Genomic DNA, 16538 nt, shown 5'->3' with positions numbered 1-16538 from the left:
CTCCTTCTTGATGCCGCGCGCCCGCAGGCGCGCCGCCGCCGCGCTGCGCGACGGCTTCAGCCCCTATAATAGCCGCTCGATCCAGCAGGGGCCGACTGCACCGGGCACGCGCGCGGCCGCACGCGGTTCCGTAGCCCATGAAAGACATCCTCGTCCTCTATTACAGCCGTCACGGCGCCACGCGCGATCTCGCGCTCGCGATCGCCAACGGCATCGACAGCGTGCCGGGCATGCAGGCACGCATCCGCACCGTGCCGCCCGTGTCGACGGTCTGCGAAGCCAGCGCCCCCGACATTCCCGCCGACGGTCCGCCCTATGCGGAACTGCGCGACCTCGAGGAATGCGCGGGCCTCGCGCTCGGCTCGCCGACCCGCTTCGGCAACATGGCCGCCGCGCTCAAGTATTTCCTCGACGGCACGACGCCGCAATGGCTGTCGGGCGCGCTGACCGGCAAGCCGGCGAGCGTGTTCACGTCGACCGGCAGCCTGCACGGCGGCCAGGAATCGACGCTGCTGTCGATGATGCTGCCGCTGCTGCATCACGGGATGATGATCGTCGGGATCCCGTACACCGAATCCGCGCTCAGCACGACCCGCACCGGCGGCACGCCGTACGGCGCGTCGCATGTCGCGCAGCACGGCCGCGCCGACCCCGAAAGGCTGTCGGCGGACGAAAAGGCGCTCGCGGCCGCGCTCGGCGTGCGGCTCGCACGCGCGGCGGCCGCCCTCTCCAACGCCCAGGCCGCCGACGCCGCATGAACGCGCCCGCCCGCCCCGCCGTCGCTGCCCGGCCGCGCTGCGCGCTGGCCGCCGTCGCGTGCCTCGTCGCACTGATCGCACTGTCGCTCGCGTGGGAGCTGTGGCTCGCGCCGCTGCGCCCGGGCGGCTCCGCGCTGATGCTGAAGGCCGTGCCGCTCGCGCTCGCACTGCCCGGCGTCTGGCGGCGTAACATCTATACGATGCAGTGGGCGAGCATGCTGATTCTCGTCTATTTCGCCGAAGGCATCGTGCGCGGCATGTCCGATGGCGGGTTGTCCGCAACGCTCGGCTGGTGCGAGACCGCACTTGCCGTCGGCTTCTTCGTGGCGGCGCTGGCGTACGTCGCGCCGTTCAAGCGCGCGGCGAAAAAGTCGCGCGCCGCGTCCTGACCCTTACGCGACAAGGTAATGATGTCCTCCGAAGCTTTCGTTTCCGCGTGCCGCGACGCGATCGGCGCCGACCATGTGCTGACCGATCCGCACGATACCGAACCGTTCCTGACCGACTGGCGCCGCCGCTACAAGGGTGCCGCGTGCGCGGTGCTGAAACCCGCGAACACGGCCGAAGTCGCCGCGCTCGTCAAGCTGGCCAACGCGCACGGCATCGCGCTCGTGCCGCAAGGCGGCAACACGGGCCTCGCCGGCGGCGCGACGCCCGACGCGAGCGGCAGCCAGGCCGTGCTGAGCGTCGCGCGCCTGAACCGCGTGCGTGCGCTCGATCCGCACAACAACACGATCACCGTCGAAGCCGGCGTGATCCTCGCCGACGTGCAGGCACGCGCCCGCGAAGGCGGCCGGCTGTTCGCGCTGAGCCTCGCGGCGGAAGGCAGCTGCACGATCGGCGGCAACCTGTCGACCAATGCTGGCGGCACCGCGGTGCTGCGCTACGGCAACGCGCGCGAGCTGTGCCTCGGGCTCGAGGTCGTGACGCCGCAGGGCGAGATCTGGGACGGCCTGCGCGGGCTGCGCAAGGACAACACCGGCTACGACCTGCGCGACCTGTTCATCGGCGCGGAAGGCACGCTCGGGATCATTACCGCTGCCGTGATGAAGCTGCATCCGCTGCCGGCCGCGCAGGTCACGGCGCTCGCCGCGCTCGAATCGCCGCACGCGGCGCTCGACTTCCTCGCGCTCGCGCAGCGTGCGGCCGGGCCGCTGCTGACCGGCTTCGAGCTGATGTCGGATTTCTGCATGCAACTGGTCGGCAAGCACTACCCGCAACTGCGCTACCCGTTCGCGCAGACGCATTCGCAGACGGTGCTGCTCGAACTGTCCGACAACGAAAGCGAAGCGCATGCGCGCGCGCTGTTCGAGAAACTGATGGAAGAAGCGTTCGAGGCCGGGCTCGTGGTCGACGCGGTGGTCGCGGAGAATCTCGCGCAGTCGCGCGCGTTCTGGGACCTGCGCGAGCACATCCCGCTCGCGCAGGCCGACGAGGGTCTCAACATCAAGCACGACATCGCGGTGCCGATCTCGTCGGTCGCGCGGTTCATCGACGAGACCGACGCGGCGATCCAGCAGGCCGCGCCGGGCGCGCGGATGGTCACGTTCGGCCACCTCGGCGACGGCAACCTTCACTACAACGTGCAGATGCCCGAAGGCGGCGATCCGAAGGCGTTCCTCGCCGCGTTCCAGGCGCCGATCAACCGGATCGTCTACGACAACGTGCACCGCCACCACGGCACGATCAGCGCGGAACACGGGATCGGCCAGTTGAAGATCGACGACGCGCAGCGCTACAAGTCGCCGGTCGAAACGACGCTGATGCGCACGCTGAAGACCGCGCTCGACCCGCGCGGCCTGATGAATCCCGGCAAGGTCCTGCGCTGAAGCCGCCCACTCCGGAGCGAAGCCCGTGAAAGTCCGCATCCTGTCCGACCTGCATCTCGAAAGCAACCAGCCCGACGTAATCGCGCATGCCGACGCGGATCTCGTCGTGCTCGCCGGCGACATCCACAATCACGCGGAAGGCCTGCGCTGGGCCGCCGAGACGTTCGACCCGGCCGTGCCGGTGATCTACGTGCCGGGCAACCACGAGTACTACGACGGGGAATTCGGCGCGCTGGAGGCGGCGATGCGCGACGCGGCGCATGCGCTCGACAACGTGCATTACCTGAACAACGGCGTCTACGTCGATCCCGAACAGCGCTTCCGCGTGCTCGGCACGACGCTGTGGGCCGATTTCTCGCTGTTCGGCGGCGACGAAGCCAGCATCGCCACCTCAATCGAAGCCGCGCTGCGCGTGATGCTCGATTTCAAGGGATTGATCCAGGTGACCTGGCCGCACGACGCGGCGCTGCATGCGGCACCGGGCGCGGCGGAACGGGATTTCTCGCCGGCCGACGCGATCGCGCTGCATCGGCAAGGCCGCGCGTGGCTGGAAGCGCAGCTCGCGGTGCCGTTCGCGGGGCGGACAATCGTCGCCACCCATCATGCGCCGCACCGTCGCTCGCTGGCGGAACGCTATGCGGAAGACCTTGCGTCGGCGGGGTTCGTCACGGATATGGCTGAACTCGTGCGGCCGCCGGTGGATTTGTGGATCCACGGCCACACGCATACGTCATTCGACTATGTTGCGGACGGCGGCACGCGCGTGGTGTGCAATCCGCGCGGCTATATCCGCCGGCGCACCGGCGAACTGGAAAATACCGCGTTCGCGTGGGACAAGGTCGTCGAGCTCGGCTGAACGCCAAGCCCGCCCGGCCGCGTTGCGCGGCCTTCTCCGACCGGGACTGATACGGGTCGTACGGGCCGATATGGCCCGATCAGCGGTCGCTGCGGCGCGATCCGTGCTGTGCCGCGCGCACGCGCACCGGCACCGGCTTCATCCGTGCCTTCGCCTTCATCGCACGCAGCAGGTCGCGGGTCGCCGCGGCGGCAGCGGCCGCGCCAAGCAGGACTCCAAGGCCGATCATCAGGTGCGTATCCATTGCTACTCCGGGGTGACGTATATCGATTACTTTAACAGTATCAAACTGTCAGACACGCGTTCGTAAAAAAATGTTGCGTGAAGGACAAATCTCGTCAGATTGCAGTCAACCGCGCGCTCATGTCGCACGCGTGTACTGCTCGAGCGCGGCTTCGTCGGCGGCGAGCGTGGACGGCAGTTCGTCACGCAGGAAATCGACCCAGGTACGGATTTTCGCGTCGAGGTACTGACGCGACGGATAGAGCGCGTAGATGTTCATCACGTGCGACCGGTATTCGGGCATCACGCGCACGATATGCCCGCTGCGCAGCCAGCCGATCGCCGAATAAAGCGGCAGCCCGCCGATCCCCATCCCCTCCCGCACGGCCACCGCGAGCGCCTCGGCGACGTTCACGCGAAACGGCGGCGCCGTGATCGGAACGACTTCTTCGCCGTTCGGCCCCGCCAGCGCCCATTCGTCGTAGTGAAAGCCCGGCGCGACCATCCCGAGGCACACGTGCTGCGCGAGATCCGCCGGCCGCTGCGGCACGCCGTGCGCCTCGACGTAGCCGGGCGATGCACACACGACGCTGTAGCTCTCGCCAAGCCGCTGCGACACGAGCCCCGAATCGGGCAGGTCGCGGCCGACGACGATTGCAACGTCGTACCCCTCGTCGAGCAGGTCGGGCATCCGCTGCGCGAGCGTCAGCTCGACGTGCACGTCCGGATAGCGCTCGCGATAGCGCGCAATGGCCGGCACCAGGTAGTGCTGGCCGAGGCTCGTGAAGCAATGGACCTTCAGCTTGCCGGACGGGCGCGCGTGCGCGTCGCCGGCCTCGGCTTCGGCCTGGTCGACGTACGCGAGGATCTGCTCGCAGCGCTGCAGGTAGCGCTCGCCGGCTTCGGTCAGCGCGATCCGGCGCGTCGTGCGGTTCAGGAGACGCGTGCGCAGGTGCGCCTCGAGATCCGAGACCGCGCGCGACGCATAGGCGGTGGTCGAATTCATCTGCTGGGCGGCCGCGGTAAAGCTCCCCGCGTCGACCACGCGGACGAATACCCGCATGTTTTGTAACGTATCCATCCGATTACCCGTTTGAATCCGGACGGATTGTTGCACAGAGTCGAACAAGTATTGTCTCAGGATTCGTAAAAATGACTTGCACCGTTGTCCGTTTATTCAGGAATCACTGAAAAATATAATCGCATCCGACTCATCTATATCCGAAAGGGAGAAAATCGTGCAGTCTCCGGCGACAAAAGGGACGCTCGCACTGGCGGTTCTTGCAGTCTCATTAATAATGGCCGGATGCGCGAGCATGGGCGACAACAAGCCGCAGTCGGCCCGCATCGAAGCGAACACGCTCGACGCCGGCGCCGCGATCCGAGCGGCCGACCGCGACGCGGGCTGGCCCGCGGCAGACTGGTGGCGCGCCTACCGCGATCCGCAGCTCGATTCCTGGATCGCCGCCGCGCAGGCCGGCAACCCGACGCTCGCGGCCGCCGAGGCACGCGTGCGCGAAGCGCAGGCGATGGCGCGCGTCGCCCGCTCGGCCGAACTGCCGCAGATCAACGGCAATCTTTCGCTGATGCGCGAGCACTGGCCCGACAACGTGTTCTACGGCCCGGGCCCGCTCGCGAACGCCGATACCTGGAACAACACCGGCACGCTCGGCCTGTCGTACCACCTCGACCTGTGGGGCAAGGACAAGAACACGACCGAACGCGCGCTCGACACTGCGCATGCGACCGCCGCCGACGCGCGCGCGGCGAAGCTCGAACTCGAAGTCAACGTCGTGCGCGCGTATGTCGGCATGTCGATGAACTATGCGCTGCTCGACCTCGCGCACGAAACGTTCGAACGCCAGCGCTCGCTCGCCGATCTCGCGCGCAAGCGGCTGCAGGCCGGCCTCGGCACGCAGCTCGAAGTGAGCCAGGCGGAATCGACGCTGCCCGACTACGAGCGCCAGATCGACAGCTATGAAGAAGCGATCCAGCTCGCGCGCCACCAGCTCGCCGCACTGGCCGGCAAGGGCCCGGGCGCCGGCGACGCGATCAAGCGGCCGCAGCTTGCGCTCGACGCGCCGGCCGGCCTGCCGTCGGCGCTGCCGGCCGACCTGCTCGGCCGCCGCCCCGATGTGGTCGCGGCGCGCTGGACGGTCGACGCGCAGGCGCGCGGCATCGATGTCGCAAAGGCCTCGTTCTACCCGAACATCGACCTGCTGGCGACGGTCGGCGGCTTCGGCGTGACCGCGCCGTTCACCGACTTCCTGCGCGCGATGAACGGCGGCTGGACGGCCGGCCCCGCGCTGACGCTGCCGATCTTCGAAGGCGGCCGGCTGCGCGCGCAGCTCGGCGCGGCGAATGCCGGCTACGACCAGGCGGTCGAGCGCTACAACCAGACGATCGTCGGCGCGCTCAAGGACATCGCCGACCAGGTCGTGCGAATCCGCTCGCTCGATACGCAGAAGAAGGACGCCGCGCGCTCGGTGGCCGCCAACGACCGCAGCTACCAGTTGTCGCGCGAGGGCTTCCGCCGCGGGCTGACCGATTACGTGAACGTGCTGATCGCGCAACAGCAGTTGCTGCGCGCGCAGGAGACGGCGGCCCGCATCGATGCGGAACGCCTCGCCGCGCACGCGCAGCTGATGGCCGCGCTCGGCGGCGGCGTCGAGACGGGCAAAGACGTTCCGGCGGACGACCAACCCGCCGACGGTGCCAACCCGTCGGACGCGAAGCCCGCGGCGGCCGTTGCCCGGCCCGCGCAGGTCGCCGCGACCGGCACGCCGGCCGCACGGTAACGCGGAGCGACCGCCATGTCAGCCTCCTCCCCCGCTTCCACGCACGCCGGCGGTCCGCTCGCGGCCTGGTCCGCCGCGTTCGGCGACTGGGCCCGCAGCGACGGCGCCGCGTGGCTCTACCTGTTCAAGGCGCTGCTCGCCGCGTTCATCGCGACCGGCGTATCGATGCGGCTCGACCTGCCCGCGCCGAAAACGGCGATGACCACGGTGTTCATCGTGATGCAGCCGCAAAGCGGCGCGGTGCTCGCGAAGAGCTTCTACCGCGTCGCCGGCACGATCTTCGGGCTCATCGCGACGCTCACGTTCGTCGGCTTGTTTCCGCAGCAGCCGCAGCTGTTCCTGCTGGCGGTCGCACTGTGGGTCGCGCTGTGCACGGCCGGCGCCGCACGCAACCGCAACTTCCGCAGCTACGGCTTCCTGCTGGCCGGCTACACGACCGCGCTGATCGGGCTGCCCGCTTCGCAGCACCCGGACGGCGCGTTCATGAGCGCGCTGACGCGCGTTGCCGAAATCATGGTCGGGATCGTGTCGGCCGGCGTGGTCAGCGCGCTCGTGTTTCCGCAGTACACGGGCGAGCAGATGCGCACGACGGTGCGCAAGCGCTTCGGCAGCTTCGTCGACTATGTCGCTTCGGCGCTGTCGGGCAAGCTCGACCGCGCGCATATCGAAACCATCCATACGCGCTTCGTCGCCGACGTGGTCGGGTTCGAGGCCGCGCGCAGCATGGCCGTATTCGAGGATCCGGATACGCGGATGCGCAGCGGCCGCCTCGCGCGGCTGAACAGCGAGTTCATGAGCGCGTCGAGCCGTTTCCATGCGCTGCACCAGTTGATGAACCGGCTGCATGCGGCCGGCGCGCAGGCCGCGATCGACGCGATCGAGCCGTACTTCCGCGAGATCGCGCCGCTGCTGCTGACGCCCACGGGCGAACCCGTGCGCACGTCGACCGACGCGGGGCACGCGGCCGAGCAACTGCTCGCATGGCGCGACGCGCTGCCGCGCCGCATCCGCGCGACCCGTGCGGCGCTCGAAACGCAGCCGGACTTTCCGCTGCTCGACTTCGATACGGCCGCCGAACTGCTGTACCGCTTCATCACCGACCTGCACGAGTACGCGGCGACCTATGCGTCGCTGTCGACCGCGACGCACGAACGCGAGCGCTGGATCGAACGCTACGAGCCGCGCACCAACATGACGGCGATGGTGATCGCAGCGATTCGCACCGCGACCGTGATCCTCGTGCTCGGCTGGTTCTGGATCGAGAGCGCATGGCCGAGCGGCGTGACGCTCACGCTGACGGCGGCGGCCACCTGCGCGCTCGCGTCGTCGACGCCGCGCCCGACCGCGATGTCCGCGCAGATGGGCATGGGAACGGCACTCGCCGTGTGCACGGGTTTCCTGCTGACGTTCGGCATCTATCCGCACATCGACGGCTTCCCGCTGCTGTGCGTCGCGCTCGCGCCGCTGCTCGCGATCGGCATCTTCATGACGCTGAAGCCGAAGCTCGCGGGCTACGGGATGGGCTACCTGATCTTCTTCAGCTTCCTCGCCGGCCCGGACAACATCACGCACTACGATCCGACCAGCTTCATGAACGACGCGCTCGCGCTCGTGCTGTCGATGCTGGCGTCGGCGATCGCGTTCGCGGTGCTGTTCCCGCCGACCGCGCCGTGGCTCAAGAAGCGGCTGTTCGCCGACCTGCGCCACCAGGCCGTCGCGGCCTGCCACGCGCGGCTCGCCGGCTTGCGCACGCGCTTCGAGAGCGGCGCGCGCGACCTGATGTACCAGGCCCACACGCTGTCGGCCGACCAGCCCGACGTGCAGCGCGACGCGCTGCGCTGGATGTTCGCGGTGCTCGAAACCGGCAACGCGGCGATCGACCTGCGCCACGAGCTGGCGACGCTGCCGTCCGACCCGCGCTATGCGCCGGCGATGCCGTGGCGTCGCGCGATCGAGACGATGCGCGGCTCGCTGTCGACGCTGTTCGCGAAACCGAGCGCCGCGCGCTTCGATGCGACGCTCGCCGCGACCAATGCCGCAATCGATGCGACCCGGCAGACGCTCGACGCGTTCGAGCCGACGCGCGACGAGCGCCACCGGCTGCAGCGCATCCTGAGCCATCTGCATTTCGTGCGCACCGCGCTGCTCGATCCGGAATCGCCGCTCGAGCCGCTCAACCGCAACCGCCCCGTGCGTCCCCAACCAGGAGCCTCGTCATGATGCCGCGTGAAATCGCCATTCTCGATGCCTACATGCCCACGGTGGTGCTGATGTTCGTCCTCGGCGCGCTCGCGACCTGGGCCGTCGACCGCCTGCTCGCCTATACAGGCCTCTACCGTCTGGTCTGGCACCCGTCGCTGTTCCGGGCCTGCCTTCTCGTCTGCATTTGCGGCGGACTGAGTCTTGCCGTTTACCGTTGATTCCGAACCATCATGATTCTCAGAAAACTCTTCGGCTTCGTCGCGACCGCCGTCATCCTTCTCGTCGCGATCCTGATCGGGCGCTCGCTGTGGGTGCACTACATGGACGATCCGTGGACGCGCGACGGGCGCGTGCGCGCCGAGATCGTCAACGTCGCGCCGGACGTGTCGGGCGCGATCGTCGAGCTGCCCGTGCATGACAACCAGCTCGTGAAAAAAGGCGACCTGATCATGCAGATCGACCCGTCGCACTACCAGATCGCGGTCGAGCAGGCGCAGGCGGCCGTCGCCGCCCGCCGCGCGGAACTGCAGATGCGCCGCGACGACGCGGCCCGCCGCGCCGATCTCGATGCGCTCGTCGTATCGAAGGAAAACCGCGAGAACGCGGCGCACAGCGCGTCGAGCGCCGATGCGCAGTACCAGCAGGCAATCGCCGCGCTCGACGCCGCGAAGCTCAATCTCGAACGCACGCGCGTCGTCGCGCCGGTCGACGGCTACATCACGAACCTGCAGACGTTCAAGGGCAACTACGCGGTGGCCGGCCAGGCGAAGCTCGCGATCGTCGACAGCCACTCGTTCTGGGTCTACGGCTACTTCGAGGAAACCAAGCTGCCGCGCGTGAAGATCGGCGCGCCGGCCGAGATGCGGCTGATGAGCGGCGGCGTGATGAAGGGCCACGTCGAAAGCATCTCGCGCGGCATCTACGATCGCGACAACCCGCAGAGCCGCGACCTCGTCGCGGACGTGAACCCGACCTTCAACTGGGTGCGCCTCGCGCAGCGCGTGCCGGTGCGCATCCGGATCGACGAAGTGCCGGCCGACGTGGTGCTGTCGGCGGGCACGACCTGCACGGTCATCATCGATCCGATCAAGCAGAAGAAATCGTAAGCGCGGAGCGGCCTGGCGCGCTCAGGCCGCGATGCGAAAACGCCCGACCAGCGACTTCAGCGCCTGCGCCTGTTCGTCGAGCGCGTTCGCGGCGGCCGCCGCCTGTTCGACGAGCGCCGCATTCTGCTGCGTGCCGGCGTCCATCTGCGTGACCGCGCGGCCGATCTCTTCGATCCCGGCGCTCTGCTCGTCCGATGCCGCGGAAATCTCGCCGATGATGTCCGTCACGCGCTTGACCGCGCGCACGACGTCGTCCATCGTGCGGCCCGCGTCGTGCGCGAGCGCCGCGCCGTTCGCGACGCGCTCCACCGATGCGCCGATCAGCGCGCGGATCTCCTTCGCCGCGGTCGCCGCGCGCTGCGCGAGCAGGCGCACCTCGCCCGCGACCACCGAGAAGCCGCGCCCCTGTTCGCCGGCGCGCGCGGCCTCGACCGCCGCATTCAACGCGAGAATGTTGGTCTGGAACGCGATCCCCTCGATCGTGCCGATGATCTCGCGAATGTTCTTCGCGCTGTCGTCGATCTCGCTCATCGTCGCGACCACGCGCCCGACGACTTCACCGCCCGTTTCCGCAACGGCCGACGCATTGGCCGCGAGCGTGCTCGCCTGCCGCGCGTTCTCGGCGTTCTGCCGCACGGTCGACGTGAGCTGCTCCATGCTGGCCGCGGTGCGTTCGAGCGCGACGGCCTGCTGCTCGGTGCGCCGCGACAGGTCGAGATTGCCGGTCGAGATCTCGCCGGACGCGGCCGCGATGGCCTCTGCGCTGACGGCGATCTCGCCGACGGTCGCCGCGAGCCCCGTCTGCATCTCGGCCAGCGCGCGCACCATGCTGTCGCGGTCGTGCCGGCCGAGCGCGATCGGCCGCGTCAGGTCGCCGCGCGCGATGTCGGCGGCAATCGCCTTCGCGTGCGCGGGCTCGCCGCCGAGCTGCGACGCGAGGCGCCGCACGACGCGTTCGGCGATCGCGATCGCGAGCACGATCAGCGCGGCCGTCATGATCGCGATCATCGCGAACGACGACGAGAAGATGGTGGCGGACGCATCGAGCGTCGCCTTCGATTTCTCGCCGCGCGTCTTCACGAGTTCGGCGACGAGCTTTTCGAGCTTGCCGGTTTCGACCAGCAGCGACACGTCCTGCGTGCCGACCTGCCAGTTCATCTGCGACAGGTCGAGCGGCTGCGCGCGCACGAGCGCGACGAAATCGCGCAGATGCGCGCTCCACGTGCCGACGGCCGTCGAGAACGCGCGCAACCGCGCCGAATCGCCGGCGTCGGCCGGATCCGCGTAGCGCTGCAGCGTGCCGAGCGCCTGGCCGATCGACGCGAGCCCCGCACCGACCTCCGCGCCCAGCTCGTCGCGCTCCTTCGCGGTGGTCGCGGTCAGCAGCATCTTCTGCGCACGGCTCGCCCGCAGCACCTCGGCACGGACTTCCTGCGCCGCGCGGCTCGCGACGTGGCCCTGCTCGTAGACCGACGAGATCGACGCGTTCAGCCGGCTGATCTGCCACAGCGAAAACACGCCGATCGCGAGCGTGCCGGCCAGCAGGATCGCGAACGCGGCGCGCAAGGTCGCCTTGACGGTCCACGGCCGGCGCTCACGACGCTCACGACGCGCCGCGCGCGGGCGCCGTGCGGCGCGACCGGCGGCAACGTCGGGTGCGGCGGCGGCCGCACCCGGCCGCGGATGCAATGATGCTGCTTTCATCGATATATCCCCGTATGGATCACGCTGCCGGAAAGGTCGGTTCCGGCGTTCCGCGATGGCAGGCCATGCCGCGCGTCCTGCGCCTGCACGGCGGATAGCCGGTGCCGGGCGCGGCGCACCTGTGGTCATTGGGTCGTTCTACGGCCGCCACCGCCGTTTCTTGAGTCCGGTAAAACACGCAACCGGGCTCCGGCGCGGCCTCGCAATCAGGCAGACGCGCCGCCAGCGTTATACCCGGTCAAAAAAACGGGCAGCGGCCGATCTGTCGGATGAATGTCCGATTCGCGATAAAACTTGGCCTGACATTCCTGATGCGCCACATTACACTTCTTTGACGCATCAACGATTCCAAACGCGCCGATCCCCATCAGAGCGCGCCCGTTACCTCAACTCGTTCAGCTCACATGGAAACCAGCCTCGACACCGGAGCCGCCGGCGCAGCCGCCGCGCAGCCGTCCGCGCCCCCCGCATCGCGCACCGTCTATCCGGTGCTCGGCGCGATCAGCTTCTCGCACATGCTCAACGACATGATCCAGTCGTTGATCCTCGCGATCTATCCGATGCTCAAGAGCCAGTTCGCGCTGTCGTTCGCGCAGATCGGCCTGATCACGCTCACCTACCAGATCACCGCGTCGCTGCTGCAGCCGCTCATCGGCCTCTATACCGACAAGCGTCCGAAGCCGTATTCGCTGCCGGTCGGCATGGGCTTCACGCTCGCGGGGCTGCTGCTGATGTCGGTCGCGACGAGCTTTCCGATGCTGCTGGCGGCCGCGGCGCTGGTCGGCTGCGGCTCGTCGGTATTCCATCCCGAGTCGTCGCGCGTCGCGCGGATGGCGTCGGGCGGCCAGCACGGGCTCGCGCAGTCGGTGTTCCAGGTCGGCGGCAACGCGGGCTCCGCGCTCGGGCCGCTGCTCGCCGCGCTCGTGATCATTCCGCACGGCCAGCACAGCATCGCGTGGTTCTCCGCGGCCGCGCTCGTCGCGATGGTCGTGCTCACGCAGATCGGCCACTGGTACAAGAAGCATCCGTCGATGAAGAAGAAGGCCGCGGCGGCCGGCCACCCGACGCTGTCGCGCGGCCGCGTGATCGGCGCGATCGGCGTGCTGGTGCTGCTCGTGTTCTCGAAGTACTTCTACCTCGCGAGCATCAACAGCTATTTCACGTTCTACCTGATCGACAAGTTCCACCTGTCGGTGCAGGCCGCGCAGATCCACCTGTTCGTGTTCCTCGCGGCCGTGGCGGCCGGCACGCTGATCGGCGGGCCGGTCGGCGACCGGATCGGCCGCAAGTACGTGATCTGGGTGTCGATCCTCGGCGTCGCGCCGTTCACGCTGCTGCTGCCGTACGCGAACCTGTTCTGGACGAGCGTGCTGACCGTGATCATCGGCATCGTGCTGGCGTCGGCGTTCGCCGCGATCCTCGTCTATGCGACGGAACTGATGCCCGGCAAGGTCGGGATGGTCGCGGGCCTGTTCTTCGGCTTCGCGTTCGGCCTCGGCGGCGTCGGCGCGGCCGTGCTCGGCCAGCTCGCCGACGCGACGAGCATCACGTTCGTCTACAAGGTGTGTTCGTTCCTGCCGCTGATCGGCGTGCTGACGGTGTTCCTGCCGAACCTCGAAAGCAGCCGGCGCAAGAAGGCGTGACAAGCCGGCCGCGGCGTGCTCGCCGCGGCCGGCCCAAAGGCTTGTACGGAGAAAACGACGGCGGCTTCAGGCCGCCGTCGCCGCATGGAGCGTCAGGAAACGCTTGAGGATGCCGGACGAATAGCTGCTCGCGATCGCCGACAGGAAGTGCGAGAACGACTGCGTCGCATGATCGTCGGCCGTATCGGAGATCGTGCGCACCAGCGCGAACGGCACGTCGTGCTCCGCGCACACCTGCGCGATCGCCGCGCCTTCCATTTCGACCGCGAGCGCGTCCGGCAGCGCATCGCGCAGCGTGACGACCTCGCGCTCGCTCGACACGAAGCGGTCGCCGCTGATGACGAGCCCTGCGTGCAGCGTCGCGCCGGCGAGCCCGAAGCGTTCGGCGAACAACGCGCCCTCTTCCGCGACGAACAGCATGCACGCGGCCCTGAGACGGGCCGTCAGTGCCGCGTCGGTCGCGAAGCGCGTGATGCCGAGCAGCGGCACCTCGTAGCGCGGAAAGAGCGGCGATGCGTCGAGATCGTGCTGCAGCAGCATGTCGGCCACGACGACGTCGCCGACGCGCACCGTGCGCGACACGCCGCCCGCGACGCCGGTAAACACGACGCCCGCCACGCCGAACACATGGATCAGCGCGCTGACCGTCGCGGCGGCCGCGACCTTGCCGACCCGCGCGAGCGTGACGACGCAGGCCGCGCCGTGCACGGTGCCGACGTGGTAATCGCGGCGGCCGAACGTGATCGTCTTCATCGCGCCGTCGGCGCGCATCGCGGCGATCAGGTCGCCGAGTTCCTCGGGCAGCGCGGCCAGAATGCCGAGCGGGCGCGTCGCAGGCATATCAACCATGTCGGTGCTCATCATTCCACCGCCTGCAGTTTCGCGACCGCGAGCGCGAGCCACTTCTCGCCGTGCCGCTTGAACTTCACCTGCGCCTTCGCATCGGTGCCGCTGCCTTCGAGCGCGGTGACCGTGCCTTCGCCGAACTTGGTATGGAACACCTGCTGGCCGACCCGAAAGCCGGCGCCGGCCGCGCGCTGCTTGTCCGCGAACGCGGGCAGCGGCGCGGACACCGCCGCATCGACGATCTGCTCGCGGCTGCCGCCGCCCGGCCGCGCGAACCAGTCGCGCCCGTATCCCGCGTTGTCCGAACGCCCGCCCCAGCGCGAACCGGCCTCGACCTTCGGCGTCAGCCACTTCAGCACGTGCTCCGGCAACTCGTCGAAGAAGCGCGAGCGCACGTTGTAGCGCGTCTGGCCGTGCAGCATCCGGCTCTGCGCGAACGACAGATAGAGCCGCTCCTTCGCGCGCGTGATCGCGACGTACATCAGCCGGCGCTCCTCCTCGAGGCCGTCCGATTCGAGCACGCTGTTCTCGTGCGGGAACAGCCCTTCCTCGAGGCCCGTGATGAACACGGCCGAGAATTCGAGCCCCTTCGCCGCGTGCACCGTCATCAGCTGCACGGCGTCCTGCCCGGCCTGCGCCTGGTTGTCGCCGGCCTCCAGCGACGCATGCGACAGGAAGCCGGCGAGCGGCGTCATCGTATCGGGGTTCTGCGCCGGATCGCCGGGCGACGCGGGATCGAGTACGTCGACCGCCGGATCGTCCGTCGCCGCGCCGAGTTCGGGCGCCGCGATCGCGCCCGCGCGCAGCGGGATCGAGCGGGCCGGCGTGTCGAGCCCGTAGCCTTCCTCCGCGACGAATGCGGTCGCCGCGTTCACGAGTTCCTGCAAGTTTTCGAGACGGTCCTGCCCTTCACGCTCGCCCTGGTAGAAATCGGCGAGGCCGCTCGCGCGCACGACGTACTCGACCGTGTCCGGCAAATTCATTTGCTGCGTGTCGGCGCGCATCTTCGCGACCAGGTTCGCGAACCCGCCGAGACTCGTGCCGGCCTTGCCCGTCACGTACGGAATCGCAGCGGCCATCGAGCAGCCGTACAGGCGCGCGGCGTCGGCGAGTTGCTCGATCGAGCGCGCGCCGATCCCGCGGGTCGGGAAGTTCACCACGCGCACGAACGCCGTGTCGTCGTTCGGGTTGTCGATCAGGCGCAGGTACGCGAGCGCATGCTTCACTTCCTGACGCTCGAAGAAGCGCAGGCCGCCGTACACGCGGTACGGGATGCCCGACGACATCAGCGTGTGCTCGATCGAGCGCGACTGCGCGTTACTGCGGTACAGGACGGCCACTTCGCTGCGCGCCATCCCGGTGTTGATCAGCGAGCGAATCTCTTCGACGATCCAGCCGGCTTCCTGCGAATCGGTGCTGGCCTCGTACACGCGCACGGGCTCGCCGTGGCCCGCGTCGGTGCGCAGGTTCTTGCCGAGGCGGTGCGCGTTGTTCGAGATCAGCTGGTTCGCCGCATCGAGGATGTTGCCGTGCGACCGGTAGTTCTGCTCGAGCTTGATCAGGTTGCGCACGCGGAATTCGTCTTCGAAATCGCGCATGTTGCCGACGTTCGCGCCGCGGAACGCGTAGATCGACTGGTCGTCGTCGCCGACCGCGAAGATCGCGTTCTGGCCGCCCGCGAGCATCTTGAGCCACGCGTATTGCAGCTTGTTGGTGTCCTGGAACTCGTCGACGAGGATGTGCTTGAAGCGCGCCTGGTAGTGCGCGCGCAGCGGCGCGTTGTACGCCAGCAGCTCGTAGCAGCGCAGCAGCAGCTCGGGGAAATCGACGACGCCCTCGCGCTGGCACTGCTGGTCGTACGCCTGGTACAGCTCGACGAACTTGCGGTTGAAGCTGTCGGTCGCGTCGACCTTGTCGGGACGCAGCCCCTGCTCCTTCGCGTTGTTGATGAAGTACTGGACGTTCTTCGGCGGGTACTTCTCGTCGTCGACGTTCGCCGCCTTCATCAGCCGCTTGATCGCGGACAGCTGGTCGGCCGTATCGAGGATCTGGAAGGTCTGCGGCAGGCCGGCATCGCGCCAGTGCGTGCGCAGCATCCGGTTGCACAGGCCGTGGAACGTGCCGATCCACATCCCGCGCGTGTCGATCGGCATCATCGCCGACAGGCGCGCCATCATCTCGCGCGCGGCCTTGTTCGTGAAGGTGACGGCGAGCACGGTGGGCGGCGACGCGTAGCCCTGCTGGATCAGCCATGCGATGCGCGTGATCAGCACGCGGGTCTTGCCGCTGCCCGCCCCTGCGAGGATCAGCGCCGGTTCGTTCGGCAACGTGACGGCGGCGTGTTGTTCGGGGTTCAGATTGGCGAGCAGATCGGGCATGGAGCGGCGGCGGACGGGCGAGAAAAATGCGGACCCGACATTATAAGTCGGCGGCGCGATGCCGTTCCCGATCTGTTCGGTCGAGCGCCGCAAGCGCGTTGCGGCCGCTTCGCGACAAGCCCGCGCCGGCAACGCGATGGCTGGTCGATGTGCATCCATTTATAATTGTCGGATTCGGCATCCAATTCACGCATTT

14 protein-coding genes are annotated in these 16538 nt (G+C 68.5%); 9 read left to right on the top strand and 5 right to left on the bottom strand.

From position 1 onward, the window contains the following. Positions 1-137 precede the first annotated feature (137 nt). Genes wrbA through ACM6JT_RS24960 form a run of 4 tightly spaced genes read left to right on the top strand, consistent with a single transcriptional unit; the run spans position 138 to position 3443 of the window. A complete protein-coding gene (gene wrbA / locus ACM6JT_RS24975) occupies positions 138-758 on the top strand; it encodes an NAD(P)H:quinone oxidoreductase (protein ID WP_034183398.1) in 621 nt (206 codons plus the stop codon). Beyond that, entirely contained in the window at positions 755-1147 is a 393-nt protein-coding gene (locus ACM6JT_RS24970; protein WP_243565468.1) for a DUF2069 domain-containing protein, read from the top strand. Before wrbA ends, ACM6JT_RS24970 begins: the two co-directional genes overlap by 4 nt. An 18-nt stretch (positions 1148-1165) precedes the next feature. Further along, a complete protein-coding gene (locus ACM6JT_RS24965) occupies positions 1166-2587 on the top strand; it encodes an FAD-binding oxidoreductase (RefSeq protein WP_034183396.1) in 1422 nt (473 codons plus the stop codon). 25 nt (positions 2588-2612) lie between these two features. Next, on the top strand, positions 2613-3443 hold the full coding sequence (locus tag ACM6JT_RS24960) for a metallophosphoesterase (RefSeq protein WP_034183395.1): 831 nt from the start codon (positions 2613-2615) through the stop codon (positions 3441-3443). 79 nt (positions 3444-3522) lie between these two features. Here the strand turns inward: ACM6JT_RS24960 and ACM6JT_RS24955 are convergent, their stop codons facing one another. Together ACM6JT_RS24955 and ACM6JT_RS24950 are read right to left on the bottom strand one after the other, a co-directional pair. Continuing rightward, the gene (locus ACM6JT_RS24955; protein ID WP_165948056.1) at positions 3523-3687 is read right to left on the bottom strand and encodes a hypothetical protein; all 165 of its coding nucleotides are present in this window, start codon (positions 3685-3687) and stop codon (positions 3523-3525) included. Positions 3688-3804: 117 nt separating this feature from the next. After that, entirely contained in the window at positions 3805-4746 is a 942-nt protein-coding gene (locus ACM6JT_RS24950) for a LysR family transcriptional regulator (RefSeq protein ID WP_105390696.1), read from the bottom strand. A gap of 157 nt (positions 4747-4903) precedes the next feature. Here ACM6JT_RS24950 and ACM6JT_RS24945 point away from each other — a divergent pair, with 157 nt between their 5' ends. From ACM6JT_RS24945 to ACM6JT_RS24930, 4 genes are read left to right on the top strand one after another with little or no spacing between them, the layout of a single operon-like run. Next, positions 4904-6463, top strand: coding sequence for an efflux transporter outer membrane subunit (locus ACM6JT_RS24945; RefSeq protein ID WP_414857527.1), 1560 nt, complete (start codon positions 4904-4906; stop codon positions 6461-6463). Between the two features lie 15 nt (positions 6464-6478). Then, positions 6479-8683, top strand: a complete 2205-nt coding sequence (locus ACM6JT_RS24940) for an FUSC family protein (protein ID WP_131946475.1) — start codon at positions 6479-6481, stop codon at positions 8681-8683. Beyond that, entirely contained in the window at positions 8680-8883 is a 204-nt protein-coding gene (locus ACM6JT_RS24935) for a DUF1656 domain-containing protein (RefSeq protein ID WP_011351756.1), read from the top strand. Before ACM6JT_RS24940 ends, ACM6JT_RS24935 begins: the two co-directional genes overlap by 4 nt. A 12-nt stretch (positions 8884-8895) precedes the next feature. Next, positions 8896-9771 carry an HlyD family secretion protein gene (locus tag ACM6JT_RS24930; RefSeq protein WP_034183392.1) on the top strand — a complete coding sequence of 292 codons (876 nt, stop codon included), beginning with the start codon at positions 8896-8898 and terminating at the stop codon, positions 9769-9771. 21 nt (positions 9772-9792) lie between these two features. Here the strand turns inward: ACM6JT_RS24930 and ACM6JT_RS24925 are convergent, their stop codons facing one another. Then, positions 9793-11475 (bottom strand): methyl-accepting chemotaxis protein, encoded by a 1683-nt coding sequence (locus ACM6JT_RS24925; RefSeq protein WP_034183391.1) that lies wholly within the window; start codon positions 11473-11475, stop codon positions 9793-9795. A 404-nt stretch (positions 11476-11879) separates the two neighbouring features. Here ACM6JT_RS24925 and ACM6JT_RS24920 point away from each other — a divergent pair, with 404 nt between their 5' ends. Further along, positions 11880-13118, top strand: coding sequence for an MFS transporter (locus ACM6JT_RS24920; RefSeq protein WP_034183390.1), 1239 nt, complete (start codon positions 11880-11882; stop codon positions 13116-13118). A 66-nt stretch (positions 13119-13184) separates the two neighbouring features. On the opposite strand, the gene ACM6JT_RS24915 is transcribed toward ACM6JT_RS24920, so the two are convergent. Together ACM6JT_RS24915 and ACM6JT_RS24910 are read right to left on the bottom strand one after the other, a co-directional pair. After that, on the bottom strand, positions 13185-13982 hold the full coding sequence (locus ACM6JT_RS24915) for a 5'-methylthioadenosine/adenosylhomocysteine nucleosidase (RefSeq protein WP_407971371.1): 798 nt from the start codon (positions 13980-13982) through the stop codon (positions 13185-13187). Then, entirely contained in the window at positions 13979-16342 is a 2364-nt protein-coding gene (locus ACM6JT_RS24910) for a UvrD-helicase domain-containing protein (protein WP_034183475.1), read from the bottom strand. The genes ACM6JT_RS24915 and ACM6JT_RS24910 overlap by 4 nt, the downstream gene beginning before the upstream one ends. Positions 16343-16538: the final 196 nt, after the last annotated feature.

Origin of the sequence: Burkholderia sp. IT-111MI5 (assembly GCF_949752865.1) — a bacterium.
Lineage (GTDB): Bacteria > Pseudomonadota > Gammaproteobacteria > Burkholderiales > Burkholderiaceae > Burkholderia > Burkholderia pyrrocinia_C.
This window is presented reverse-complemented; position numbering and strand designations above follow the sequence as displayed.